This is a genomic window from Rhodohalobacter sp. 614A (assembly GCF_021462415.1).
Taxonomy (GTDB): Bacteria; Bacteroidota; Rhodothermia; order Balneolales; family Balneolaceae; genus Rhodohalobacter.
On the sequence record NZ_JAKEDS010000005.1, the window covers coordinates 45,472 to 71,852 of the forward strand.

A 26,381-nucleotide genomic window follows, 5' to 3' on the forward strand; every position below is an offset into this window, starting at 1 on the left:
GTAATAAGGGTTGGCGATTGCCAGGGAGTGTGGGTTTTGTTGGTTTTCATGATTAAGTTTTGTCTACGTTTAAAAATGGGTTTTTTGATCCTGCTGAGGTGTAAAGCGGTCGGCGCAGAGCGTTTTTCTCCTCTAACGCTCTGCGCGGTGCTCTTCGCTTTGTTATTTCACCACCGTGAGTTTTTTGGTCATAACCTGGTTGCCCGCCGCAAGCCTGTACAGGTAAATCCCGCTGGATAAATGACTCGCATCAAAATGGACGCTGTGCCTGCCCGCCGCCACTTGCTCGTTGACCAATGTTGCGACGTTGCGGCCCAGCATATCGTACACCTCCAGGCGTACCTCACTGCTCACCGGCAGCTGGTAGGAGATCACCGTCGTCGGATTGAACGGATTCGGGTAGTTCTGCGCCAGCTCAAAACGTTCGGGAACCGCCCCGAGTTCGCTCAGCCCGTCGATGCCGGATGGGGCAATGAGAAGTTCAAACCTGGGGGCCGGTGCATCCTGGTCTTCTGCAATTTCAAAAGAGTAGACGGAGCCCGGATGGAGTTCCATGACCTGCCCGGCCTGGATATCCTTCAGGTAGTAGGTGCCCCCGAACCGGTGGGCCTCAGGCAGGTTCCAGTCCAGGGTAAAGGTGCCGGATTCCGTGGTTTCGATCCCCAGCGGGATACGCAGAGCCTCTTCCAGGCGGGAAGGTACACTTTGCACCGCGTACGGGCGGCCCTCGGTGTCCAGCGAATAGAAGGACAGATACCGCCGTGCCAAACCCGCCGGGCTGCGCTTGGGCCCGTCGCTTAGGTCGCGACCGGAGGTTCCCTGTTCGCTCAGCAAAATCCGGGTCGTGTTGGTGAAGTTGGCTTTCCCGCCGCTTACCGTCAGGCTAAGCAGGAAGTGCTCTTCGCCGGATACGGGTTCTTTAAAGTAGCCGGCGGCGGTCCCTCCCATGTAGGCGGCGGCCGGAATCTCATAAGTGTTGTCATCGCCTGTCACCCGCACCCAGTATCCCTGGAACGGGGCAATCTCCACATCGCCCCCCGCGCAGCTCAGCGTGCGGTAGTCCCCGTCGTTCAGGTTCGGATCCCACACGTCAATGTTGTCGGCCACATGGTTTCTTGTGGTTTGACAGTAGTCGATGCCAATCGGGTGGGGATTGCCCAGCAGGAAGTAACTCTCGTCCTCATCCTCCTCCCCGTCCTGCAGGTCGTCATAGAGCAGCGCTCCGCCAAAGCTCCCGTCCAGCGGCTCCCAGTCCTCTGTGGAACTGCTCAGCGTTTTGGGGAAGCCTTCCTCCGCCCCGCTGTTGTCATCATCCGAGTATACGTAGACAATGGCCGCTTGCCCCACCGCCAGAGGATCGGTGGCGTTACCCGCCGGCTCCCACTGGTAGTCTCCCGCATTCAGAAACTGTACGTTGACAAAGGATGCCCCGGGGCTGTCCGAACCGGGAAAGCCCTGCGTCCAGAGCGGATCCAGCAAGCCCCCGACCGTTTCCCCGCCCACCGGTGAGGCCACAAACCGCCAGCCTTCCCCTCCGGTCAGCTCCACGCTTTGGGCGGCCAGGTCGATCGTCAGCGTGTAACTTTCCTCACTTTCCACATCGCTGCCATCCACAAGGCTAAAATCAAACGATGTAAACCCATAGCCGTATTCGCCCTCAGGCATATCCCAGGTCAGCATTCCGCTGTTGATGTCAGTGATGGAGACTTCACCCTCGGCCTCAACCGCATTGCCATCGTATTCCAAATCTCCTTCATCCGGCAGGGTTTCGATAATGATGGAAAAGTCCGAATCATCCACTCCAAAATCATCCCCGGAAAATTCATACTCCCCGCCATTGCCAACCACAATCCGTTGATCTGAACCCGTGGGGGGTAAAATTTCTCCTGTCGTAGTAAATGTCCACACTGTACTCCATCCACTTTCATCTTCACTGGTTAGTGAACGAACGCGCCATTTATAGTCGGTTGATTCTGCCAATACCGTGACTTCGATATCTGTTTCTGTTGTTTCATCATCAAAATCGGGCGTATCAAACGAACCAGATTCGGTGACGACTTGAATTTGATAGGATTCCACTCCGCTTGCTGAATTCCATGTGAGGGTTACCGGCAGCGTTACATCCGTTGCTTCATCCGATGGACTGGAAAGGGTGGGGATAGCCAGTTCAGAACCACCCGGATCTCCCTGAAATTCATAAGCACCCATGTCAATTATGTCTGCATCTCCGTTATATACGCGTGGATTTCCTGCTAAATCTAAGGGGGCAGCAGGTCCACCGGGAAACTGAGACAAATCGATTTCCGGATCCCCACCATTAATTGCGGGACTGGTATTTTGTAAAGTATAATTTCCGTTTCCGGGATTGGTAAACTGCGGATCACTGGTGAGTGAGTGGTCTCCGTCGTCAAAACTGCCGGGCCCTTCTACAATATCATTGTCCCCATTCCTGTACAGGCTGTACTCCAGGGTTACAGAAGAACCAGAGTCGAAGTTCCAGATTTCATTACCTTCAGCAGAGGCTGTATTCCCCCATATAATTGAATTAATTAGTGTGGGGCTACTATTTGAATTGCTCATCCCGCCGCCATTGCCGCCAGAACTGTTACCGCTGATAGTAACATTCGTCAATGTGGGGTTGCTGTCCCAGTTACGCATACCACCAGCACTATTTGCAGCACTGTTGTCGATTATGGTTACATTCGTCAGAGTGGGATGGCTGCCTTCCTCGTTGTAGATCCCCCCGCCGTATTGTGTACTATTGCTCTCGATGTTTACATTCTTTAGAGTTGGACTACTACTTTCGTTATAAATCCCCCCGCCATAGGTAACGGCTCTGTTACCTTTTAAGTTGAGATTTATGAGCGTTGGACTACCGTTAAGGTTATAGATTCCACCTCCGGTATCATGTGGTACACCAGCATTGGCATCCCCACTGATTATAGTAAATCCATCAAGTATAGCTGTATTATCGGTTCCACTACCTGTAACTACGTGATAACTGTTTACACCAATCAGATGGTCGGTCTGAGAAACAGTATTCGTATCACTATCCGTATCTTCATCGGGATCAAATGGATTGTCATCGTCATCAATATCTCCACTGAGAATCGTTGAATTGTTCTGCCAATCGCGTGCATCCAGATTGTTTTCTGTGCCATCAAAACCACCGTAGATTTCTATGCCATTGATCAGCTGAAAAGTGCCTAAAGCACTCGTGCCTGGAACATAGACGCCTTCCGCCACCCAAATTTGATCCACATCCTCGGTGGAACAGTCTTCACTGTCAAAAAGAGCCATTGCATCCCGCAATTCTCCCAGTGCATTAGCCCAGCTTGCACCGGTACCGGATGCTCCTTTTTTCACGTAGAGAATATTATCTATGGCCGGGCAACTGCCGGGGTCGCCTTCGAAATTCCCCTGGAATTCATAAGCACCCATATCAATGACATCTACATCACCATCATACACACGTGGGTTTTCTGCCAGGTCTATTTCATCTACATCAAAAATATGAAAATCCGACATCTCTGTATTGGGATCCCCCGTATTGATGGCAGGAGAGGTGTTGGAAAGTGAGACATCGCCGCCGGAGGCATCCTCAAAAAGTGGATTTGTGGTAAGGGAATTCTCCGTTGTAAAACCCCCGCCTTCTACAATATCTCCTTCTCCATTTCCATACAGGCTGTAATCGAGTTCGGTAGAACTTGGACCGGCATTCCATATTTCATTACCCGCCAGTGCCGCTGAATTTCCCCATATAATAGAATTCAGAGCGTATAACTCAGCACCATTCCGATTGTAAATACCACCGCCATTTCCTGAATACTCCGTAGCGGTTTCTTCTGCTTCATTCCCATAGATGGTTGTATTCTTTAAAGACAGTGTTCCTGTATATGCATGATCGATCGCTCCACCATTGAAGCGTGCCGTATTTTGGGTCATTTCCACATTTACAAGTTCCGGTGATGAACTGTCTGTACTTATCGCCCCGCCCTGAGAATTGGCATGATTACTCGTGAAGAACACATTTCTTATTACCGGTGCCGACTGACTCATAAATATTGCACCTCCATACCGATTAGCCTCATTATTTTCAAACGTCACAGATGTAATGCGTGACTCGGCATCTTCCAGGGCTAAAGCACCACCATCATTACCCGATTCATTATTCCTGAATATTGTTCTGACAAATCCTGGATGAGCAGCACCGATCCGACTTACCGTTTCAATTACATAGGCAGCGCCGCCGGCTGTTTCTGCATAGTTGTTTTCAAAAAGAACATTACTTGTAGAAATCCCCCCATTGCTTGCATATAAACCGCCGCCTTTGTCATGGGGAGCAGTGCCATTGGCATTTCCGCCGGTAATTGTAAAATCAAACAGGTAACCTGACTCTTCATCCATACTGGTTACCACATGGTAGCTATTGCCGGAAAGATTATTATCTCCATTAATTTCTCCGCTTAAAACGGTTGTATTCGATTCTACATCTCTTTGGCCCTCATTGGTTTCACCTCCTTCAAATCCTCCGTAAATATTCACTCCGGGCATCAGGAAGGTAGCTTCCCGGTCGCCGGAATCATCCGTTGGCAGGTATGTACCCGCGGTGACCCAAATCTTTTCTACATCACCCGTTGTACAGGTTTCGTCTTCGAAAAGAGCTAATGCATCCCTCAGCTCGCCCAATGCATTGCTCCAATTGGCGCCGGTTCCACTTTCACCTTTTTTTACGAAAAGAATCTTATCCTCATGGGTAACCGGGCATCCCACCACTGTGCCTGCCTGCTGCAACTCAAATGCACCGATATCAATAATCCCGCCGCTGCCAAAATCATACACCCGGTCGTTTCCGCTGGCATCGGTGTCACTTCCCAAATTCCCGCCTGCATTCGTATACAGTGTGTTACTACCATTATTGATAGCCGGACTGAACGGATCAGTAGAAAGGGCATGAGTGAATACAGGCCCCCCATTATCCTGAAGTGGACCTAAAAACGGATCCAGATTTTGCAGGTCCCCGGTTTCTGTAAACCCACAGGATGTTTCTGATTCCAGATTGTACCCAAGTGAGGTGAATGCAAATGGTGCCCCTTCCTGATCAAAAATCTGGCAATCATCACCTGCGCCCTGATTGGCAATAATAGAGTTGGCGACATTAACAATACCACCAAAAACCAGAATACCTCCAACATTCCAGCCCGTATTATTGGTAATGGTTGAATTGATGATATCAATATTCTTTGCCCCGAATTGATCTATATACATCCCTCCGGCAGTACCTGAATTCACTCCGTTCCCGGTTTCATTCCCGCTAATGGTACTGTTTATAATTAACACCTCAGCCGCTTCCTCACTATTTTCAGGACCCGTCACAAAAAATGCACCTCCACTCCCGCCTGACCCACTTTCATCTCTTGCAATATTTCCACTGATGGTACTTCTTTCTATATTTACGAGTGCTCCCCTGCTTATATTAAAAGCTCCTCCTCTTTGGTATGCTCTGTTTCCTGAAACCGTACTCTCTATCACGTTTAACGTGCTTCGTGTTATATTAAAAGCTCCTCCAACATCTGCTTCATTGTTTGTTACTGTACTATTCTGAATAGTCACATTACTTTCAGCCCACTCTATATCTTCTAATTCTTCTAATGTAGTAGCGTCTTGATACAGCGGCGCCCGATCTATAGACATGGCACCAGCTAATGTTACCGGGGCCGATATTGATTCGTTTTGGGAGATTTCGCTGTCTTCAATTACTACGACGCCCCCCTGCACATCCATGCTGCCACCCGAGCGTGCTGTATTCCCGGTAATCGCACTATTCGTAATGGTCAGGTTTTCGTTATAGGCTACAATGAAGCCACCTCCAAGTGGATTATCCCCTCCGGTTATTATGAGTCCATCCAGCTCTGCCACCGTTTCGTCCAATACCATAAAAACCGGACCTGTTCCATCTGCATCAATAGTAGCCCTACCTCCTCCTGTAGATTCAATTCTGATCGTTCTATCCCTATTCAATATTTTCAATGCACCTTCTTCATCATTTGTACTGAATTCATCCAACCCTATATCTTGGCCTTCAATGATCACGGGCCCGGAAATTACATCTCCACTTATACTTAGGGTATAGGTCAACCCACCAGTCAGTTGAATGGTATGATTTTCACTGTCGTCATCATTTGCTGCGATAATTGCTTCACGAAGAGAGCAGTCGCCTACTTGGCAACCATCGGGTGTAGGGTCATCAATTCTGGTTACCACAAACGTCTCTGCAAAAACGTTGGGTGCCAGTAAAACAAAAAACAATACAAAGAATTGAATGGAGGATATTCGAATAGTTTTCATTAGCATGTGGATTAATATGAGCCAGGTACTCACTGCGATTACCTGATTTTGCCAGCGTTAATTCTACATGCAACAGATCAGCTCAAAAGAGATCACTCTTTTAAAAAAAACTTGTACGCTCAAAAAAACTTCTCTTGATCTGTAATGAATCGTTTTAAAAAAAATTGAAATTGGCATTCTGAGTACGATTTTAATCCGCCATCAGGATCCAAAAGGACCTGTTCGGTATCGCAACTGATGTACAGCCTGTGAGGTTTGGCAATTACCAGGAATTGCGAGGCGGATTGTTTTGGCGAGACGTTTAATGTATCGTACAGGGTGTGTAGGCGAAACATCACGTCATTGACTCAAAACGATAGCTTGAATGTGATTGGTACGATAATCCTTCTACAAAACAAAAAAAGGCACAAGCTCAACACTTGTGCCTTCATCAAATTATCTGATTAAAATCTAAATTTAATTAGTACTAATCGTTACCGGAACTTTAATGGTTCCCCAGTGGATAACCAGTTCACCGCTTGTATCACTAACATTTTCAAAATAGATCATCAACTGCTCTGCGGGAAATGATTCTTCTGCGTCGGCCATCACTCTTATAACATCCTGTGATTCATCATACTGTGTTCCCCATGATAACTTCTCGTTGATAATAATTGTCCACTCTTCTTCACCCGGAATCGTATAGATTGAATAGGTTCCTGCCGGAACGTTCTCACCTTCAATCATAACATCATCAGACAAAACAATAACGGTAGATTCATTGGCGCCTGTTCTCCAAACTTCGCCATTTGCGTCGTCATGGATAAGGCCTGTAATATCGCGATCCCTTAAGCCGGGCCGGCCATACGTTACCAAAACTTCGGTTGTTCCGATTGTTTGACTCACCGTTGCATTGGGGCTGACCCGGGCTTCGTCGCTTCCACGCTCCTGTGCGGTGGCGGCCGAGCTAATCAGGGTAACTAATAACAGAGAAAAAAGTAGAGATGCTAATGATTTCATAATCCAGAATTTAATTTTGAGGTTTAATGGCAAAGTTAAAATTTATCAAATGTTTACGGGAATTCTAATCTTAACCTGTTACGGTGTAAGATTTTACATTCACGTGGCAGATCCCAAATATAGAAAGTCACTTGAGATCAGTAGCGTTCCAAAATATAGAATGGGTAAAAATTTGAACCACTGAAAAGTTACAACGCCCTCTTATCACTCAAAAGATGTGGAAAATCTTTCTTGAATTTGGCAATCTTCGGAGCAATCACAATTGAGCAGTAGCCGGCATTGGGATTGTTCTCGTAGTAATTCTGGTGATAGTTTTCGGCAACGCTGTAATTGCTCAGGGGTTCAATCTCAGTTACAATTGGATCTTCCCAAAGATCTGATACATCCGTTTTTTTGAGTGATTTTTCGGCAATCTCTTTCTGCTCATCATTCAAATAAAAAATCACTGAGCGGTACTGAGGACCCACATCCGCACCTTGTCGATTTTTGGTTGTCGGATTGTGAGTATGCCAGAAAACTTCAAGAAGTTCTTCGTACGAAATGATATTGGGGTCGAACTCCAGCCGGGCTACTTCGGCGTGACCTGTGGTTCCTGTCGTCACCTGTTTATACGAAGGATCTTTCACGTGTCCACCTGCATAGCCGGATTCAACCGACAGCACACCATTTACACGTTCATAAATAGCTTCCACACACCAAAAACAACCGGCTCCAAAAACAGCGGTTTCTGTATCATTTTGAGCATTCTTGTCAACATCTGCCATGGCAAAGAGAAGTGTAGTTAGAATTAAAAGGGTATTCATTACAAATTGGCTTTGTTTTCTGTTGTATGACGGCAACGATTAATTTATACAAAACGTGCCGTCAAAAAACAAAACTGCCAGATTGTTACAAATTATTTACACTTTTGCCTTATCTGTATTCCTGCGCGAAAAAGCCGGCATAATTTTAAGGGAAAGAATTCCGGAAATCACACTTGTGATAATGGCTATCATCAAAATGGAATTCATGGAGACGGATTGATCGAGCAGCCAGCCAACTAAAAACGGACTCAATGCTGTGCTAAATACCATCAGGGATGAAAAAATACTCTGAACCGTTCCGATCACTTTTGTACCGTACATTTCCGCCCATAGTGCAGATTTGATGGTGCTTGAGAAGCCCATAGTAGCTCCAATCAAACCGAGATAAACAAATGCGGCCCAGCCTCCTGAGAAGAAGTAACCGACCAGCAGTCCAGCAATCATCGGGATCAGCAAAAAAGGAAAGATTGATTTTGCAGAAAACCGGTCAATAATCGGGCCGGAGAATAAGCCTGTAGCAATTCGCATACCGGCAAATGCCACAAATGCTGAGGCAATCAACGCCGCTGACCACCCCAATTGCTCAGCTGCCGAAACCTGATACAAAAAGAGACCGGTTACCCAAAATGGCGGCATGAGTATGGCCGGAATCACAAATAGCGTGCGCGTATCGGTGAGAAGATTCTTGTACTGATCGCTCGTTGAGATTTTTTTCTCATCACCGACAACTTCATCATCAACTGCGGTTCTTTCTTTGCGAATCAAAAACCAAAGAACCGGAATGAAAAATATTCCAATCACTAACGCAATTAACGCCCAGGTGGTTCTCCAATGCAACATCACCAGCAAACCGGCAATAACGGATGGCAAAATAGCCTCGCCAAGCGGGTATCCAATTCCGGAAATACTAAGTGCCTTTCCCCGAAGTTGGTCGTTGTAACGGGCCATAGTTGTTTGAGCGGTATGCCCGCTGAGACCCTGGCCGGAAAGACGGAGTAAAATCAGCCCAACAAACAGCATGGAGATGTGCCACGAAACGGCCATCACCAAGCTTGCTATTAAAAGGCCAATGGCTACATACATGCTGTATTGCCGGAGTGGAATGCGGTCGATCCACTGCCCCAGCCAGGGAAGAGCCAAAGCGCTTGTAAGTGTGGCAGCCGAGTAAAGTGAGCCGAATGTAGCGTTACTCAATTCGAAGGCTGTTAAGAAGTATGGGACAAAAAGAGAGATTAAAAATGTTTGTCCAAAACTTGAGAAGAAAGTAAAAGAAACTGCAAAAGAGAGAAGTCGCCTCTCCTTTCTGACAAATGCCAGGTAAGTCATTTTGGGGTTTACGTCGCTTTAAATTTTGTCGCCGAAAATTCGACTGAGATTCTATTCTGATTTTATATACAAGCTGCCAGCCGTCTGATTTTTTTAAAACTGATACCCGATGACTGAAAGCTGATAACTAAAGAAAACAAAATACGGCTTTAGAAGCTTAAAATGAATGATTTACAAGCATTTAGCACGAAGCGCTACCATCGGTTTATAAACCAAAATAAAGGCAATCTTGTTGATTCTCTCTAAAAAAAATACCACAGCAATAGCAGTAAAATGAGAATCCAGACTCCAACTTTTACAGAAAGCGGTTGCCTGGGAAATTCATATCCACAGATTGGACAGATATCCGCATTTTTTGGAACATCCATCGCACAGCCGGGGCACTCTTTGGTTTTTTCAGAATTGATCACGGACCAGATTGTTTAAAAATTCACAACGTCTTAACGCATATAATATACATTATAAGTAGGAGCAACAGGGAGGTTCCTATGGAAACATCCAACGAATTCAGTCCACATCACGGAGTTGAAAAATCCCGCGATGTAATCGCCGCAATCTCAAGTATCATTCCCGGGCTGGGACATATTTATAAAGGCCATTACCGGGTTGGCGCAGGTTTACTGATTATTAGCCCCGTATTTATCTGGGCTGCCTTAATCATGGGATTTGCAACAGCCGGAATCGGGCTTTTAGTCCCCTTTTTCTTTTTGATGATTATCGGGTGGCATGCTTATTCAATTGAAGACCGGCGAAAACATCCCGGAGGGATTATTTAAGAGTGAATCTTGATATGATCCGGCTTCGCGTTGATTCAAACAGAATCAAATAGAAGAATTCTGTGTTTCGATTTTCATCGCAAGCTTAAGGCTTTCAGCGCTTATTTTCTTATCATATTGTAAAATAATAATCGAGCTAAACTACGTATGTCTCAAAGACTGATCCGAATTTTTCTTTTCATCGCCATTCCACTTTTTCTGCTGTCTGTATCATCAAGCTGGATTTTTGAATGGATGTGGCTTGATCAACTGGGCTACTCCGAAATTTTTTGGACACTTCGCGGTACACAGGTTATTCTCACCGTGGGCGCTTTTCTGATTGCCGCCACTTATTTCACCCTCAATTTCCGTTACCTGGCCGGTCAACTTCGTTATGTGAATCTTGGCGGCACTCCCCTTCAGAATGTTAATTTCGATTTTTCGAGTGACTTCACCAATAAACGAATTCGACAGGTTTTTACGCTTGCCGCCCTGTTTATTGCACTGTTATTTGCGTTCAGCTTTTACATCCGATGGGATGAATCACTCCGGTTTATAAGCAGCGTGGATTATGGCGAGGTAGATCCTCTCTTTGGAAATGATATCAGCTTTTACATGTTCGATCTGCCATTCCTCAATGTTTTGCAGAGTTCGCTAACATCTATCGCATTTCTTACGCTTGTCATCTTGTTGCTCACATATGTTTTCACAGGCTTGTTTACCATTCATTCATTCACGCGTTTTGATGCGCGGGACAAGGTGATGAATCACGTAACCATTAATGCGGGAATATGGCTGTTTCTGCTTGCCTGGGGATTTTTCCTGGATCGTTACGAACTGCTCTTCAAAGCAGACGGTATTGTGTTTGGCGCCGGCTATACCGATGTGGTGATTCAGCTTCCATCCATCTGGATTTTATTTATTCTCGCCCTCGTTCTCTCTTTGATTTTCTTCGTGAACCGGTGGATCAAGCTCACGAAATACATTCCTTACGTAATCATCCTTTTTGTAGCCGTTCTGATCTTAGGTCGGGTTTTGATTCCAAATGTTGTGCAGCAATTCAGTGTAGAGCCCAACGAGCTGGAACTTGAAACTCCCTATCTCGAAAAAAATATTCAAATGACCCGGCTGGCCTACAATCTCGATAATGTGGAGGAGATTGAATACGAGGCCGATGATACTCTCGGTATTACCGATATCCGCAATAACCAGGATGCAATTGACAACATCCGCCTCTGGGATCCAAGGCTTTTGATCGGAACCTATAAGCAGCTCCAGGAAATCCGATCCTACTACGAATTTTATACGGTGGATAATGATCGTTACACGGTTGACGGACAGGTTACCCAGATGATGCTTTCTTCACGTGAGATTGCACAAGAACTCCCAAGTCAATCCAATACGTGGGTGAACCGGCACATGCAGTACACCCACGGTTATGGTTTGGTGATGAGCCCCGTTACCGAAACCAATCCGCAAGGCGAGCCGGTTTTAGTTATACGAAATCTGCCGCCGGTCTATGAAAGTGATGATCTTCAGGTTGAAAATCCGGCTATTTATTATGGTGAAAACAGTTCGGATTACTACATCGTCAACAGCGGTGTTGAAGAGCTTCACTATCCCGAAGGAGATGACAACGTCTACATTCATTATGACGGAACCGGTGGAATTCCGTTCAACAATATTTTCCGTAAGCTGCTTTTTGCCTGGGAATTGAGCGACATGAACATCCTGCTTTCGGATTATATCCAGGATGAAAGCCGGCTTCAAATCTGGCGAAGTGTGCAGGAGCGCATCAACAAAATCACACCCTTCCTGCAGTTAGACAGCGATCCCTATCTGGTGCTCAATAATGGCGAACTCTATTGGATACAGGACGCTTATACCACCTCCGAATATTTCCCCTATTCCGAAAAATACCAGGGCCGCTACAACTACATCCGAAACTCTGTAAAAATTGTGGTTGATGCTTATAATGGAGACGTGAATTATTACATCGTTGATGAGCAAGATCCGGTTCTGAAAGTTTACCGGGAAATTTTTCCCGACCTGTTTAAACCGTTGAACGAGCTGCCTTCCGGAATGGAAAATCATTTCCGTTATCCACAGGATCTGTTTGAAATCCAGATTGAAACCTTTTCACGTTATCACATGACACAGCCGCAGGTCTTCTATAACCAAGAGGATCTCTGGACGCGCCCGAATGAAAAATACGGCGGACAGCAATTGACGATGGAACCCTATTATGTTCTTGCGAGGCTGCCTGAAGAAGAGAAACTGGAATTTATGCTCATCAGTCCGCTCACACCCGAAAATCGTGATAACATGATTTCATGGATGACGGCAAAATCGGATGCGGAAAATTATGGTGACCTGCTTGTCTACAAACTTCCGAAGGAACGCCTGATCTATGGCCCGGCACAAATCGAAGCCCGGATTGACCAGGACCCGGAAATTTCGCGGCAAATTGCGCTTTGGGATCAAAGGGGATCTCGCGTCATCCGCGGAAACCTGATGGTTATTCCCATCGAAAATTCCTTTTTATATGTTGAACCGGTTTTTCTCCTGGCTGAGGGAGTTGATATTCCACAGCTTCAGCGGGTCATTGTTGCCGTGGGGGATGACATATCCATGCAACCAACCATTGAACAGGCTATTTTTGACCTCTTCGGTGGAGATGCCGATTTCATTGTCCCGGAAACAGCTACGGAAATGGCACAACGCCAGCTTGCCGCCCAAACTCCCGGCGACAGCTTGGTTGTTGATCCTCAAATTCGTCAACAACTAAACGAAATCCGATCTATTTGGAGTGATTTGAGATCTGCTCTCGAAGAAGGTGATTATGCCCGATACGGTGAGCTATTAAACGAGCTGGATGAATTGATTAATAATGAGTAGTGAGGTTTGAAACTGCCTGTGCTAAAATTAAATTAATGCAGGTAGATACCAATACAGAGTAGAATAAACTGTGAATCCGTCACTGCGAGAAGGAGTAGAATAACGACACACAATCTCCAATCGTAAAGAAAAGCTCAATCGAAATAATGGTTGGAGATTGCCACACTTCACTCCCGCTGTTTGTTACATTCGCAATGACCAACTCTGACTCAAATCTCAAACTTAGTGACTCAACTCGGACACCACATCCTTCGCTACCTGCATCCCGATGGCAATTCCCATGCCGCTTAAACCGGCTGCGGCCCAAACATCTTTCTCGACTTCTTTGATGATCGGTTCTTTGTTCTCAGTCATTCCCATAATCCCGCTCCACTCCATATCAATTTCCCATCCGGATGGCACTTTTAAAACGTTCTCTGCAAAATCGATGAGGTAGTTTTTGATTTTTGGATTGATCCTGAACTCATCACTGGTCTCCTCCTCAATCGCCTGATCCCGGCCGCCTCCCAATAACAACCGGTCTCCAACATTTCGGAAATAGACATATCCTTCATTGTGATGAAAAATAGCCTTCCATTTGAAGTCAGGGATCGGTTTCGTGATAAACACATATCCCCGGGCAGGCTTAACAGGAATCTCTGCAAGTTTCGAGACAAAACCATTTACTGCCAGTACAACTTTTTTAGGATTCACTTCAACCGAATCAGTCAAAATAACCTGATTTGATTTTACCCTAGAAACCGGGCAATTCCACCAAACACGTACGCCGGCTTTCATCAGCTTTTCGTGAAGATACCTCATCAATTTACCACTGTTGATGGCACCTTCTACCCTGTTTTTGATGGCCGGATATCCCTGGAAAGTCGTTGAGGAATAAACGCCTTCAACCCCAATTCGATCTTTAAGAATTTGATTCATCCACGCAATCTTCTCTCTTGACCGATCAAACTTCTCTTCATCCGTAAAAATTTCAAATCCGCCTGTGTGGTGGTAATCCATATTTTCATCACCAACAGTTTTTCTGAGGAGTTGCAAACCTTTCCATCGGCGCTCAATCCGGTTTAAAACCGTTTCCTCACCGGCTTTTTTGATATCAGCCAAATGCTCGGAAATGGACCCAATGCATGCAAACCCGGCGTTTCGGGTACTGGCTCCATAAGGTGCAAAACCACGATCCGTAACCACGACGTCATGATCCGGGAATCGTTCTTTATAAAACAGTGCTGTTGAGGCACCGACAATTCCGGCCCCAACAATAAACAGGTCAGGTGATTTGAGCCACTCTTCGCGTTCCCAAAAAGAGAATTCAGGCATAATTTGTTTTATGATTTGAATTTGAAGATTGTCCAATACTTTTCAGAAGTTCTTACTCAAACAACTCAATTGCAATCTTGAGATAATCGATCACACCAAGCGTATGTGGATAACTTTGTGGAAAAGTTGTGGGAAAATAGTTGGGTTTGAGTATTGACAACAATTCCGGAATTGTGCTAATTACAATTGAACACACATGACGAGAACACTACGGTGGGACCGTCATTAGGTCGAAATAATAGTCCGCGGCCTTTTTGTGAAACTCTTCCAACTCGGAAGGTGATCAGATGTGTTCCGGGCGATTTTTTAATTTGCCCTCCAATCAGTTCCCTCCCCCATTCCAAATCTTTTACACGTTCCAAAAAACCGCCTTGGAAAAAAGGAATTGAAACGGAATTTCAGAAATGCAATCCAACAGGAACCTTTGGATTTAGAAAGTCATTGCGAACAACGCGAAGCAATCTCATGGTTAACTCCACGGAAGTAAATTGCCACACTCCATTCACTTCGCTCATTCCTATTAAAGAACTAATTCATTCCACCTTCAAAGGGAATTTACTTCAACTCAAAATATACTCTTCAGGAATTTTCACCATTTCGCCGGTTTTGGTTGCCTGTTCGGCGAGAAGTGTCCAGATGCCGGCGTTATATCCTTCTTGGGTAAGTTTTTCGGGCGCACTTCCTTTTTTAATGAAGTTTACAAATCCTTCCAAATAAAGGAGTGTGTCATTCATATCATATCCCGGAGAAATGAATTCACCTCCCATTCGAACCGGAGAATTAAGAACCCAGGTTGCCCCGCCAATCGGAATTGCTTCATTCTTATTTTGCTCAATACACTCAACCAATTTTTGCATAGCCGGTGGTTCGGGTGGATTTTCCTGGAATTCCATGTTCGACTCCAATTCCAGTGTTCCGTCATTTCCCATTACTTGTACCTGCACACCATTGTGTTTATTGCTGGTAATACAGTCATATATAAAATGAACTTTCTCGGGATACCGGAAAATTAAACCAAAATTATCGTATACCTCGCGGCCGTCATCAAAAAAGTTAATACTTCCGCTTCCCATTACCGATTCTGGCGGCGAGCCCAGTACCCAGTTTGCCACTTGAATATGATGTGAACCCAGTTCGGAAATCATTCCCGCCGACAAATCATCATAAAAACGCCAGTTGAGTTTACGGTCGAGTTCCGTCCCGCGTCCGCCGGTATTTTCATAAAATACCCAATCCGTATTTCGGGTCCACCAACCACGCATCATAACAATTGGCCCCAACTCCCCTTTCTTGATTTTTTCCAGCGATTGCAGATAAACCGGGTTGAACAGACGCTGGTGGCCTATCAACAAAATCTTGTCCTCTTCCAAATGTGTGTCGTACATCGCTTTCACATCCTCAAGGCGACGCGCCATCGATTTTTCGCAATATACATGCAGGCCGGCTTTTAAGACATCAATCGTAATATGAGCGTGTTCATACAAAGGTGTGGCAATCACAACTCCGTCCAGCTCCACTTCGTCAATCATCTTGCGATAGTCATAGAATGCCTTGGCTTTTCCACCGGTCAGTTCAATTGCACGCTCATAATGAGGTTCATAATTATCACAAACGGCGGCAATTTCCATGTTCATCGTTTTTTCCAGTTCCTGGAGATTTTGAACAAGCCCGGTTCCTCTCGATCCTACCCCAATAATTCCCAGCCTGACTCTGTCTGAAGCGCCGGTACCATTTGGCGCCGGATTATTAAAAATGGAAAACCAAGGCATGGTCGTTGTCATTACTGATGAGCCGGCAAGGGCCGCCGTCATCTCCAAAAATTGTTTTCGATTAATAGTCATTGGATTGTGCTATAGATTATACTTGGAATTGTAATTGTCATTACGAGGAAGTTTGCGTCCGTCGCAATCTTCGGCGATTGTTTCGCTGTACTTGCAATGACTTAATTTTCATTTTTGAACAAAATCACTTCAGGTTCATCCGGTTCGTAATCAACCTTTATCACTTCAATATCTTCATATTTTTTGACCAGATTATGAATTTTTTCATCCGGCAAAATCAAACAGGCTGTAGATAGTATTTCTGCCAAAACGGGAGATTCTGCCGCTACACTAACCGCCGTAAACTCTTCATGAATATGACCTGTTTTTGGATTAATAACATGTCTGTGATTTTGCAACTCGCCGTCATCATTCAAAAAGAAGTTGCTGGATGTAGAAACCGAACCGTTCGATAATTCAAATTCGTGAACGGACTTGCCGGGATTTTTATAATTGTTGATTCCGATTTTCCAATCACCTCCGGCCGGATGCTCACCCATTGCCAAAACGGAACTCTCGCCAAAACTGATGAACGCACTTTTTGCAGATGAACTTTCCAGTATCTGTTTTACTTTTTCGAGAGCGTATCCTTTCCCAAAACCACCCAAGTCCAGACTCATTGTTTCATTCTTAAAATGAACCGTTTGGTTCTCATCATCCAATTCCATGTATTGTATGCCTACAGAATCACTGAGCTTTTGAAAGTCATCTTCTGAATAATTTTCCGGGTGTTTCCAATATTCCATCAGCGGACGGAGAGTAATATCAAATGCACCGTTTGTTAATTCCCAACCGTAAGTACAGGCTTTGAGGATATCAAAAATTTCCTCGTCAGTTTTTACACCCAACTGAAATGCCTGCTGATTAATTTTCGAAATCTCACTCTCTTTAATAAACCGGCTCAGACGGGATTCAACCCGGCTAACTTCTCCTTTTATCTTCTGAAAAAGTTCATCACCTACCGCATCTTCCAAGCCGGGAAGCAGTGCATAAAACCGGGTAGCCATTGCATAAAATCCGTTCTTGTACAGGCTGAGAGCGTTAGACATTATTCAGGTTGACGAACTTTTGGACAATTGAAATTCTTCCGAAATATATGTGGATGGATTGATGGCAGAATGTTTTCTGCAGGAATCGTAAATAGCCTCAACGGCTGCCAGAGATTGCAATGCCTCCATCCCCGAAACCGGCGGCTGTTCATTATTCAAAATGGCATCAACAATTTCTCTGAACTGTTTGGTGTGAAAATTCACTTCATCTTTTTTGGCATTTTCTGAATACTCTTCTTCATCAAACGAGAGCATGAATTCATTTCCTTTTAATAAAGCTGTTCCCTTGCTGCCATTAATTTCAATGGTTCTGGGCTGTGCCGGGATGATGGAGGTAGACGCCTCAAACAAACCAAGTGCCCCATTCTCAAACTTCAGGGAGGCAACAAGATTGTCTTCCGCTTCAATGCCCGGATGTGTAACGGTGGCTTTCAAACCAAAAACGGTCATTAAATCACCAAGAATCCACGTGAGAAGATCAAGAGTATGAATGGATTGATTAATCAATGCTCCGCCTCCATCCAAATCCAGCGTTCCGCGCCAGCCGGAGTTCATATAATAACCCTGATCGCGATACCACTTCACGCTTCCGCGGGCCATCACCGGCTTGCCGATTTTTCCGGAATGCACCGCATCCTTTAATTTCAAAACAGCATTGGAATATCGGTTTTGATAGATCACGGCCAACTTTACGTTGTTCTTTTCACAAGCTTCCACAAGTTTCTGTCCCCGTTCAACGGAAACGTCTATCGGCTTCTCTACGATAACATGCTTGCCCGCTTCCGCCGCTTTAATGCCGTATTCAAGATGGGTTCCGCTTGGTGTGCAAATGCTTACAGCCTGGAGGCCATCCCGCTTCAGCATTTCACCATATTCTGCATGCATCGGGATTTTAAACCGTTTTGAAAATTTCTTTCGGTTCTTCTCCGTACGGCTGCTCGCCGCGATCAGTTTGGCATTTTCCGTATCCAAAATTGACTGTGCATGCTGATAGGAAATCACACCGCATCCAACAATTCCGATACCTAATTTTTCTGATTTTTGACTCATGTACGATTTCTCAATTCCCTTTATGATGAGAAATTATAAGGACTCAATCCAGTTTTGTGCCTCAACACTCCCTTCTTCGGGCGACCATTCCGCAAATGTCTTGTCTGTCTGAGCATTATAGGGTCCTTTTTTACACTCGAATAAAATGGTGTCGTCTTCCAGAACGATGAATGAATGCCACACCCGCGGCTCTATATCCAAAACTCCGGGCACCGGTTTTGAGCTGATTTCATTTTTAGAAAGAACAGTTCCGTTTTCATCAAAAGTAAAAAACCGGATACTTCCATTGATCAGGATTAACGACTCTGAAGCGTGTGCCAATGGATGTTTATGCGGACGAATATAAGTTCCGGGCTGAAGAAAATTGATCATTCGCTGAACCTCGGCATCCTGCTTTCGATGAATGGGAAGTATAATTCGTTTCCGGTCACTTTCCCGTGAAGCTTGTATGCCCTCTTTTATCATCCCTTCAGTCAGTTCAAACAGATCACCGGAAACGTTATCGAATGCCAATTTCGACATGATTACGATTCCAAAGCAAGCCCTGCCATCAGAGCACAGCCGGTTTTTAAACCTTGTTCGTCAATGTTATATCGCGGATGGTGCCAGCTCCATTGTGAATCAGCCTCTTCGCTACCGGTTCCCAAAAAGAAAAAAGTTCCGGGAAATTCCTGTTGATAAAAAGCAAAGTCTTCGCCGGCCATTACCGGTTTTTTGAGATTGATGACGTTCTCTTCTCCTAAAATTTTCCGGGCCGCCTGAACTACATTTTGGGTACATTTTTCATCGTTGATCACGGCAGGATATCCCTCCGTAAAATCAAATTTATAGGTGGCTCCGGCCGCTTCTGTTGCGCCTTTAATCACATCTTCCATTCGTTTTTTCATGAACCGTACGGTTTCGAGTGAAAAAGCGCGGACGGTTCCCATCATATGGGCGTTTTCAGGAATCACGTTAAACGCCGATCCGGCCTCAATTTTTCCAACGGTAATCACGGCCGGTTCCGTCGGATCAATAGAACGGCTCACAATGGTTTGAAACTGGGTGATAATTTGCGAAGCCAGCACAATCGGATCCACAGTGGTATGAGGAGCCGCAGCATGTCCGCCTTTTCCGAGAATTTCAACTTCGAACTCCACCGTGCAAGCCATTAACGGACCTGATTTCACAGCTACCTGGCCTGGTGCAAAATATGGATTGGAGTGAAGTCCGTAAACCTGCTGAACGCCAAGATCCTGCAATGCGCCTGTTTGAATCAGCAGATTCCCACCGCCCGGTAATTTTTCCTCACCGGGTTGAAAGATGAGAACAATCGTGCCGTCAATCTGGTCTTTCAGGTCGGTTAATATTTTTGCCGTGCCCAAAAGGTTGGCGGTATGGCCGTCGTGTCCGCAGCAGTGAGCCGCCCCGGCACGCTCAGAAAGAAAGTTCGCTTTTGCCTCGCCTTCTTCTTCCATTGGGAGAGCATCAATATCTGAACGGAGGCCAATCACACGGTCGGAGTCTTTTCCTTTAATAATTCCCAAACAGCCGGTTTCCATGGGCCGCCGGGTTTCGATTTTCATCTTCTTCAGTTCATGGAGGATGTAATCGGTAGTATCAAACTCCTGGAAACTTACTTCGGGATTCTTATGCAGATGCCGCCGGATCTGCACCATGTATTCAAAATATTCGTCTGCTTTTTTTTGTATCGTCTTCTGTAAATCGGTAGTCATAGATATAATTTACCTTCAATTTCTAATGCCTGTAAAATGGTGGGAAAATTAATGATCTGCAACGACTATTGAATTTTCCAGAGAAAAAATGAATGATTCCAATTATCTTGTTTTCAAGCTTTGAAACACAAATATATAAAGCATTCAGCAACCAGCCGTTAGAAAAACTGATAGCTGAATGTTGACAGCCGATAGCCAATAATATGCACTATCTATTAATCTACGATTTAGCGCCTGATTATCTTGAACGCCGTGGCGAATTCCGGGATGAGCATCTGAAAATGGCATGGGACTCTCATCAAAATAACGAACTGGTTTTAGGCGGGGCGTTGCAGGATCCCTCGGATAAAGCGTATCTTCTGTTCGAATGTGATTCGCCGGAATCTGCAGAAGAATTTGCACGGAATGATCCCTATGTAAAAAACGGGATCGTGAAGAGCTGGGAAGTTCGTCCGTGGATGACTGTGGTGGGAAAAGACGCGGCGAATCCGGTTCGGTAATATTTGATAACAAAATTATACTTCAACTACGTCATCCTGAACTTGATTCAGGATCTCACGGCTTAACTACATTTCATAAAATAAAATCCTGAGATACGCTCAGGATTATGATTCAAGCACTTATTTTTACACATGACGATGAAATCATCAAAACCCATCATCAAGAAAACCGGTGACGGATCAACGTCTCTCTATTCGCCGAAATACGACCAACTGTACCACAATCCGCATGGTGCGGTAACGGAGAGCCGGCATGTTTTTTTCGAAACCAATGATCTTCTAAAGGCCCTGAAAGAGAAAAAATCCGTCAATATTTTTGAGGTTGGATTTGGAACCGGACTGAATCTTCTTTTAACTCTCGACTATCTTCGGCAAAACGATCTTCAAACGACTATCAATTTCTACAGTGTAGAAGCTTTCCCTATCGATCCGGAAATTACCGAAGAATTTGAGTTTAAGAATGAACCGGGACTTCGAAAATCTCTCCTGATTCTACAATCCATCCTTCAGGATTTAACTCCGGGCATGAACCGCATTCAGCTAACTGACCACCTCTCGCTGCACCTCTGGTTTGGCTTTTTTGATGAACTGTTTGAAGAACCTTCAAACACTTCTCTCATCACTCATAAAATCGATTTTATTTTCCAGGATGCATTCTCACCCGAAGTAAACGAAGAGCTGTGGACTCCCGATACGTTCAAAAAACTCGCCTCCATTTCGAATGATGACGCTGTTCTTTCTACCTACTGCGCGGCATCATCCGCCCGGGCGGCAATGGCTGTTGCCGGATGGAAAGTGGCCCGTGCTCCGGGCGCCGTCGGCAAACGCGAAATGACCCTCGCCTCTCTTGATACGGACAAACTTGAAGCCTTCAAACGCGTCAACGAAAATCGCCTCGCTGAGCGGTTTGAGCGGGGAGATTTTGATGAGTAGAATTTAACCGCAGAGGCGCAGAGAAAGTTTTGCCTGTTCTGAGAACCTTCGGTGAGAGAACTGCATTCATCAAGCAGAATACGAATCATTTGGATGTGACAGTTCGTTTTTGAGATCTCTCATTCAGAGCGATCGCCTGTTCTCGTTTTACGAAGTGGAAATCTCTCCTAAATTTCCACTGGCACCTCTCCCTAACTCTTCTCATTTTGTCGAGTGAGAATTATCATATTGATACTACACACATGCAGGAATTTGATGGTTTAGCGAAATCACTTCAGCCGCATTATTCTCAGTTTAATGTAGCCAACCGGTTGCTGTTTACCGGTCACTCGCACCAGGCCTGGCCGGATGCGGCGTTTGAAGGGATGCAGGAATATATGCGGGTTGTAGCGGAACAAGTTGGCAATAAATGGAATTTCGGTTTCGAAAAAACGGAGATCATGCGTGACTACCTGCGTAATTATTATGATGATCCCCACGGAAGGTACTGCCGTGAGCAGAATACTCACGTGCTGTTGGTTTCCTGGCTTTCCTCGCTGGACTTAAAGAACAAACCAAAAATCATCACCACAACCGGCGAGTTTCATTCCATGTATCGTCAGCTTCGCCGGCTGGAAGAGGAAGGATTGGAAATTGTGTATCTGCCTCATGAAAATGATGAAAAATTGCTGGAAACCGTCCGCCAAAACCTGGATGAGCGAACCGCTGCCGTGATGCTCTCTCGTGTTTATTTTAGAACATCAGAAATCAATACCAGGATTTCCGAAATTTCTGACGCAGCAAAACAAGCGGAGGTGCCCATTCTGATTGATGATTATCACGGCACGAACGTTGTTCCGCTCTCACTTCAGGAAAAAAATATGGAGCATGTGTATCTGCTTGTCGGCGGATATAAATATATGCAGTGGGGCGAAGGAAATTGCTTTTTGCGCTTTCCGGAGAATTGTGAATTTAGGCCCGTCATTACCGGATGGTTTTCTGCGTTTAAGCAGTTGGATCATACAAGAGATAATCAGCCCGTTTCGTTTGATGATGGTGACCAGAAGTTTGCCACCGCAACTTACGATCCGATTTCCCAATTTCGTTCGGCCGCTGTCACGCAGTTTTTCCAAAAACAGGGACTCACGCCTGAGGTTCTTAGAAATCAGTATTCATCGCAACTAAAATATCTCCGGGAATTGTTCGATGAGCAAAATTTTGAGGGATCAGAAATTGAACATGCAAATACAAGACCGGTGGAAGAATCCGGAGGATTTTTGGCATTGCGATCAGAGAATGCAAGAAAACTGCAAGCGATGTTATTAGAGAAAAATATTTTCACTGATGCACGGGATGATATCTTGCGAATTGGTCCGGCTCCGTATACAACGTCGGAGCAGTGTGAGAAGGTGATAGATGCACTTTTTGAGTGTATAAAACAGAAAAACTGACTAACCGATAACTGTTAAAGTTATGCGGAACTGAATGTTTGCCGTGATAAAAACGCTTTATCATTTTTCAGTTTCACGGTTGCCCTGTTTCTCTGTTCAAAACTATTTCTGTAAGGGTTTTAATTTTCTTGGTTCCTATAAATGTAGGATTAAAAAGGAATGCAGTGAATTAATTGCGATCTTTGTGAAAAGTATTCAAATGGCGAAGAGAAGTGGCAAAACAGATCAACGGAAAAACTTACTAACCGATTAACTGTTAAAGTTACGCGGAACTGAATGTTTGCCATGATAAAAACACTTTATCATTTTTCGGTTTCACGGTTGATCTGTTTCACGGTTTTTCGGGTGGTCTGTTCTTCTGTTTGAATCTTTTTTTTTGTAAGGAATCACGAAAATTTGGTTCATACATATAATGCACATATATTTCAATTATCTTGTTATTGAATAATATCCGATAGATTTTGTGCAATTGATAAAAGTGGAAAACAGGGATGACATGAAGTTGACACTCACCCTTTGTACTTTATCATTAAATAAATTGTAAACACGTAAACTGAACATTATGGCATCATCCAAAGACGACAGAAAAAAGGCAATTGATATTGCCATCGGGCAAATCGAGAAACAGCATGGAAAGGGAACCATCATGCGTTTGGGAGATCACACAGAAAACGATGTCCCCACTATTTCTACCGGTTCCATCATGGTGGATTATGCCCTGGGAGTCAAAGGAATTCCAAGAGGGAGAATCACAGAAATTTATGGCCCTGAAGCAAGTGGTAAAACCACCCTTGCCTTGCAGGTGATTGCACAAGCGCAGAAAGCCGGCGGATATGCCGCTTTTGTGGATGCCGAGCACGCTTTTGATCCCAAGTACGCCCGAAATCTTGGAATCAATACCGATGAACTTTTGGTTTCACAACCCGACAGCGGAGAACAGGCTCTTGAGATTACCGAAACATTGATTCGTTCCGGCGCGCTTGATGTGATTGTTGTTGACTCTGTGGCCGCCCTGGTCCCCCGCGCAGAACTCGAAGGCGAAATGGGCGATTCCCACATGGGGCTCCAGGCCCGGTTAATGTCACAGGCATTGAGAAAAATCACCGGTGTTGTGAGCAAAACACGTACGGCATGTGTTTTCATTAACCAGGTTCGTGAAAAAATTGGTGTCATGTTTGGAAACCCGGAAACGACAACCGGTGGACGCGCACTGAAGTTCTATTCCTCTGTTCGAATTGATATCCGAAGAATCGGCTCCATCAAAAAAGGAGATGAAGTGATGGGGAACCGAACCAAAGTAAAAATTGCCAAGAACAAAGTGGCTCCTCCATTCAAAGTTGTAGAGTTCAATATTCTCTACGGACAAGGTATTTCGCGAATCTCGGAAGTATTGGATCTTGCCGTTGAGTACGACATCATTGAAAAACGCGGAAGCTGGTATAGATACGATGGAGAACCTATTGGCCAGGGAACCGATGCGGCGATGCAATTCCTTGAAGAAGACGAGGAACTTTGCAACAAGATTGAAAAAACGGTCCGTGAAAAACTGATGCCATCGGAACAAAAAGAAGAAGCGAAGGACGAAGAGAAGAAAGAGAAAGAACCGGCCGAGCAGGATGAATAAAATAGAACGGGCTTCAGAAAATGCGGATTCAGATTCTATTGAAAGGAAACTGCCGCTGCCCGTTACAAAAATCACGGTTCAAAAAAAGAATCAGGACCGGTATTCGCTGTTCCATGACAAACTGTTTCTGATTGGAATTAGTCGCAAAACCCGGAATGATTTTTCCATCGAAGAAGGCGTCGAATTGACGCCTTCTTTGTATCGCCAATTGAATGATGCGGAAGACCTCGTAGCCATTCGAGACGCCTGTTTTCGATATTTATCAAGAAGAGACCACTCTTCCTTTGAGCTCAAACAAAAGGTTGGAAAAAAGGGATTTAAAACGAGTGATATTGAACAGGTTATCCAGAACCTATCCGATAGCGGATATCTGGATGATGAGACATTTGCAGCAAAATTTGTTGAGGAAAAGACTGAATTAAATCAGTGGGGACCAAAGAAAATCAAGTCTCATCTTTATAAAAAAGGCATTGACCGGAAAATTATTGATAAAGTTCTTACCCACAAAACTGATGATTTACAGCTACAACAGATTTGTGTAGATTTAGTAATGAAACGGAAGCGTCATTTTTTGAGAGAAAATGACGATTATAAAAGAAAGCAAAAGATTTACCGTTACCTTGCAGGACGCGGATTTTCAGGTTCTGTAATAAAAAAATCATTACCTCGCATTACCGAAAAACTACATGCTTAGAAATCTCACATTAGAAAAGGTTGTAAAATCCATCCTCTTTACAGCGGGTGTTTTGATTATTGGGCTGATTTTGTACAACTACAGCAGCCTGGCGATATACGCAATCATTGCACTTATTTTTAGTTATCTGCTTGAACCCTTGGTTAATAGAATGCAGGCTGCCGGTATCCCCCGAACGCTTTCTATTATCGTTACACTTACCACCGTACTTCTTATTGTAATTTGGATTTCAACCAGCATTATTCCCATTGTAGCGAATAGAATGGCAATTCTGACGAGACAACTTCAAAGTGAAAACCTGATTGTAATTGCCCAACAGGTAGAAACTCATCTCAGAAATTATTTCGATTTCATTCCTCCCGGATATCTTGAACAGAATGTTGCCGGCTTTATCGATGACATTTTTAATTTTGGACGGGTATCAAATGTAGTGGGTAATGTGATAGCTATTTTCACAAATCTCTTCGCCGCATTTCTGGTAATTCCATTTGCTACTTTTTTCTTTTTGAAAGACGGTTATAAAATCCGGCGAGATTTAATGACCCTCATCCCAAATAAATATTTTGAAACTACGCTGAGTTTGATTGACAAAATTGAGAGTCGCCTCGGCTATTATTTCAGGAGTGTGTTATTACAGTGTAGCCTTGTTGGAGTAGCATCGTGGCTGGCACTGAGCATTGCCGGACTGAACAATGCAGCCACGGTTGGAATCATCATCGGTGTGGCAAACACCATTCCCTATTTTGGCCCTGTGATGGGTTACGTGATTTCGATCCTTGTTTCCATCATCGAAACGGGTGATTTTACACTGGTAATTCCATGTATTCTGGCTGTAATGTTTGCCCAAATTTTGGATAACATCATCCTTCAGCCCCTTATCTTTTCAAAATCGGCAGATATGCACCCGGTGGCTATCCTGTTTATCATTTTGATTGGAGCCCAAACGGCCGGAGTTCTGGGAATGCTTGTAGCCATTCCTATTGCCACCATTGTAAAAATTACCGTAAACCAGATTATTTGGTCCTTTAATAATTACCAAGTGTTCAAGAAAAACAGGCGATCACTCGAACAGATTGTTCCGAAATCGGATGTATCGGAGATTCAGCCCTGAAAAACATCGGGC

General features: G+C 44.7%; 20 protein-coding genes. 8 read left to right on the plus strand and 12 right to left on the minus strand.

Going from position 1 to position 26,381, the window contains the following annotated elements:
- Positions 1 to 162: 162 nt before the first annotated feature.
- From L0B18_RS18215 to L0B18_RS19930, 5 genes are all read right to left on the minus strand, one after another.
- A complete protein-coding gene (locus tag L0B18_RS18215) occupies positions 163 to 6,348 on the minus strand; it encodes a choice-of-anchor Q domain-containing protein (RefSeq protein ID WP_234573345.1) in 6,186 nt (2,061 codons plus the stop codon).
- A 456-nt stretch (positions 6,349 to 6,804) separates the two neighbouring features.
- The gene (locus L0B18_RS18220; RefSeq protein WP_234573347.1) at positions 6,805 to 7,347 is read right to left on the minus strand and encodes a DUF2911 domain-containing protein; all 543 of its coding nucleotides are present in this window, start codon (positions 7,345 to 7,347) and stop codon (positions 6,805 to 6,807) included.
- A 188-nt stretch (positions 7,348 to 7,535) separates the two neighbouring features.
- The gene (gene msrA, locus L0B18_RS18225) at positions 7,536 to 8,150 is read right to left on the minus strand and encodes a peptide-methionine (S)-S-oxide reductase MsrA (protein ID WP_234573348.1); all 615 of its coding nucleotides are present in this window, start codon (positions 8,148 to 8,150) and stop codon (positions 7,536 to 7,538) included.
- A 96-nt stretch (positions 8,151 to 8,246) separates the two neighbouring features.
- Complete coding sequence (locus tag L0B18_RS18230) at positions 8,247 to 9,476, minus strand: MFS transporter (protein ID WP_234573349.1); 1,230 nt, start codon at positions 9,474 to 9,476, stop codon at positions 8,247 to 8,249.
- A 242-nt stretch (positions 9,477 to 9,718) separates the two neighbouring features.
- Entirely contained in the window at positions 9,719 to 9,886 is a 168-nt protein-coding gene (locus L0B18_RS19930; RefSeq protein WP_370647611.1) for a zinc ribbon domain-containing protein, read from the minus strand.
- Between the two features lie 78 nt (positions 9,887 to 9,964).
- On the opposite strand from L0B18_RS19930, the gene L0B18_RS18235 reads away from it, so the two are divergent.
- Both L0B18_RS18235 and L0B18_RS18240 read left to right on the plus strand, forming a co-directional pair.
- The gene (locus L0B18_RS18235; protein WP_234573350.1) at positions 9,965 to 10,252 is read left to right on the plus strand and encodes a hypothetical protein; all 288 of its coding nucleotides are present in this window, start codon (positions 9,965 to 9,967) and stop codon (positions 10,250 to 10,252) included.
- Positions 10,253 to 10,399: 147 nt separating this feature from the next.
- A complete protein-coding gene (locus tag L0B18_RS18240) occupies positions 10,400 to 13,129 on the plus strand; it encodes a UPF0182 family membrane protein (RefSeq protein ID WP_234573351.1) in 2,730 nt (909 codons plus the stop codon).
- A gap of 79 nt (positions 13,130 to 13,208) precedes the next feature.
- On the opposite strand, the gene L0B18_RS18245 is transcribed toward L0B18_RS18240, so the two are convergent.
- The 7 genes from L0B18_RS18245 to L0B18_RS18275 form a co-directional block, all read right to left on the minus strand.
- Positions 13,209 to 13,349: a hypothetical protein gene (locus tag L0B18_RS18245; protein ID WP_234573352.1), complete on the minus strand. Its 141-nt coding sequence runs from the start codon at positions 13,347 to 13,349 to the stop codon at positions 13,209 to 13,211.
- A 2-nt stretch (positions 13,350 to 13,351) separates the two neighbouring features.
- Positions 13,352 to 14,443: an NAD(P)/FAD-dependent oxidoreductase gene (locus L0B18_RS18250; RefSeq protein ID WP_234573353.1), complete on the minus strand. Its 1,092-nt coding sequence runs from the start codon at positions 14,441 to 14,443 to the stop codon at positions 13,352 to 13,354.
- 560 nt (positions 14,444 to 15,003) lie between these two features.
- A complete protein-coding gene (locus L0B18_RS18255) occupies positions 15,004 to 16,284 on the minus strand; it encodes a Gfo/Idh/MocA family protein (protein ID WP_234573354.1) in 1,281 nt (426 codons plus the stop codon).
- Between the two features lie 101 nt (positions 16,285 to 16,385).
- Positions 16,386 to 17,312 carry an FAD:protein FMN transferase gene (locus tag L0B18_RS18260; RefSeq protein WP_234573355.1) on the minus strand — a complete coding sequence of 309 codons (927 nt, stop codon included), beginning with the start codon at positions 17,310 to 17,312 and terminating at the stop codon, positions 16,386 to 16,388.
- Positions 17,313 to 17,315: 3 nt separating this feature from the next.
- Positions 17,316 to 18,362, minus strand: coding sequence for a Gfo/Idh/MocA family protein (locus L0B18_RS18265; protein ID WP_234573356.1), 1,047 nt, complete (start codon positions 18,360 to 18,362; stop codon positions 17,316 to 17,318).
- A gap of 33 nt (positions 18,363 to 18,395) precedes the next feature.
- Positions 18,396 to 18,884, minus strand: a complete 489-nt coding sequence (locus tag L0B18_RS18270) for a WbuC family cupin fold metalloprotein (protein ID WP_234573357.1) — start codon at positions 18,882 to 18,884, stop codon at positions 18,396 to 18,398.
- A gap of 2 nt (positions 18,885 to 18,886) precedes the next feature.
- Positions 18,887 to 20,077, minus strand: a complete 1,191-nt coding sequence (locus tag L0B18_RS18275) for a M20 metallopeptidase family protein (RefSeq protein WP_234573358.1) — start codon at positions 20,075 to 20,077, stop codon at positions 18,887 to 18,889.
- 203 nt (positions 20,078 to 20,280) lie between these two features.
- Here L0B18_RS18275 and L0B18_RS18280 point away from each other — a divergent pair, with 203 nt between their 5' ends.
- From L0B18_RS18280 to L0B18_RS18305, 6 genes are all read left to right on the plus strand, one after another.
- Positions 20,281 to 20,577, plus strand: coding sequence for a YciI-like protein (locus tag L0B18_RS18280; protein WP_234573359.1), 297 nt, complete (start codon positions 20,281 to 20,283; stop codon positions 20,575 to 20,577).
- Between the two features lie 138 nt (positions 20,578 to 20,715).
- Positions 20,716 to 21,510: a tRNA (5-methylaminomethyl-2-thiouridine)(34)-methyltransferase MnmD gene (mnmD, locus tag L0B18_RS18285; protein ID WP_234573360.1), complete on the plus strand. Its 795-nt coding sequence runs from the start codon at positions 20,716 to 20,718 to the stop codon at positions 21,508 to 21,510.
- Between the two features lie 242 nt (positions 21,511 to 21,752).
- Positions 21,753 to 22,940, plus strand: a complete 1,188-nt coding sequence (locus tag L0B18_RS18290; RefSeq protein WP_234573361.1) for a kynureninase/PvdN C-terminal domain-containing protein — start codon at positions 21,753 to 21,755, stop codon at positions 22,938 to 22,940.
- Positions 22,941 to 23,502: 562 nt separating this feature from the next.
- A complete protein-coding gene (recA, locus tag L0B18_RS18295) occupies positions 23,503 to 24,564 on the plus strand; it encodes a recombinase RecA (RefSeq protein ID WP_234573362.1) in 1,062 nt (353 codons plus the stop codon).
- Positions 24,557 to 25,258 carry a regulatory protein RecX gene (locus tag L0B18_RS18300; RefSeq protein ID WP_234573363.1) on the plus strand — a complete coding sequence of 234 codons (702 nt, stop codon included), beginning with the start codon at positions 24,557 to 24,559 and terminating at the stop codon, positions 25,256 to 25,258. The genes recA and L0B18_RS18300 overlap by 8 nt, the downstream gene beginning before the upstream one ends.
- Positions 25,251 to 26,369, plus strand: a complete 1,119-nt coding sequence (locus tag L0B18_RS18305; protein WP_234573365.1) for an AI-2E family transporter — start codon at positions 25,251 to 25,253, stop codon at positions 26,367 to 26,369. The genes L0B18_RS18300 and L0B18_RS18305 overlap by 8 nt, the downstream gene beginning before the upstream one ends.
- Positions 26,370 to 26,381: the final 12 nt, after the last annotated feature.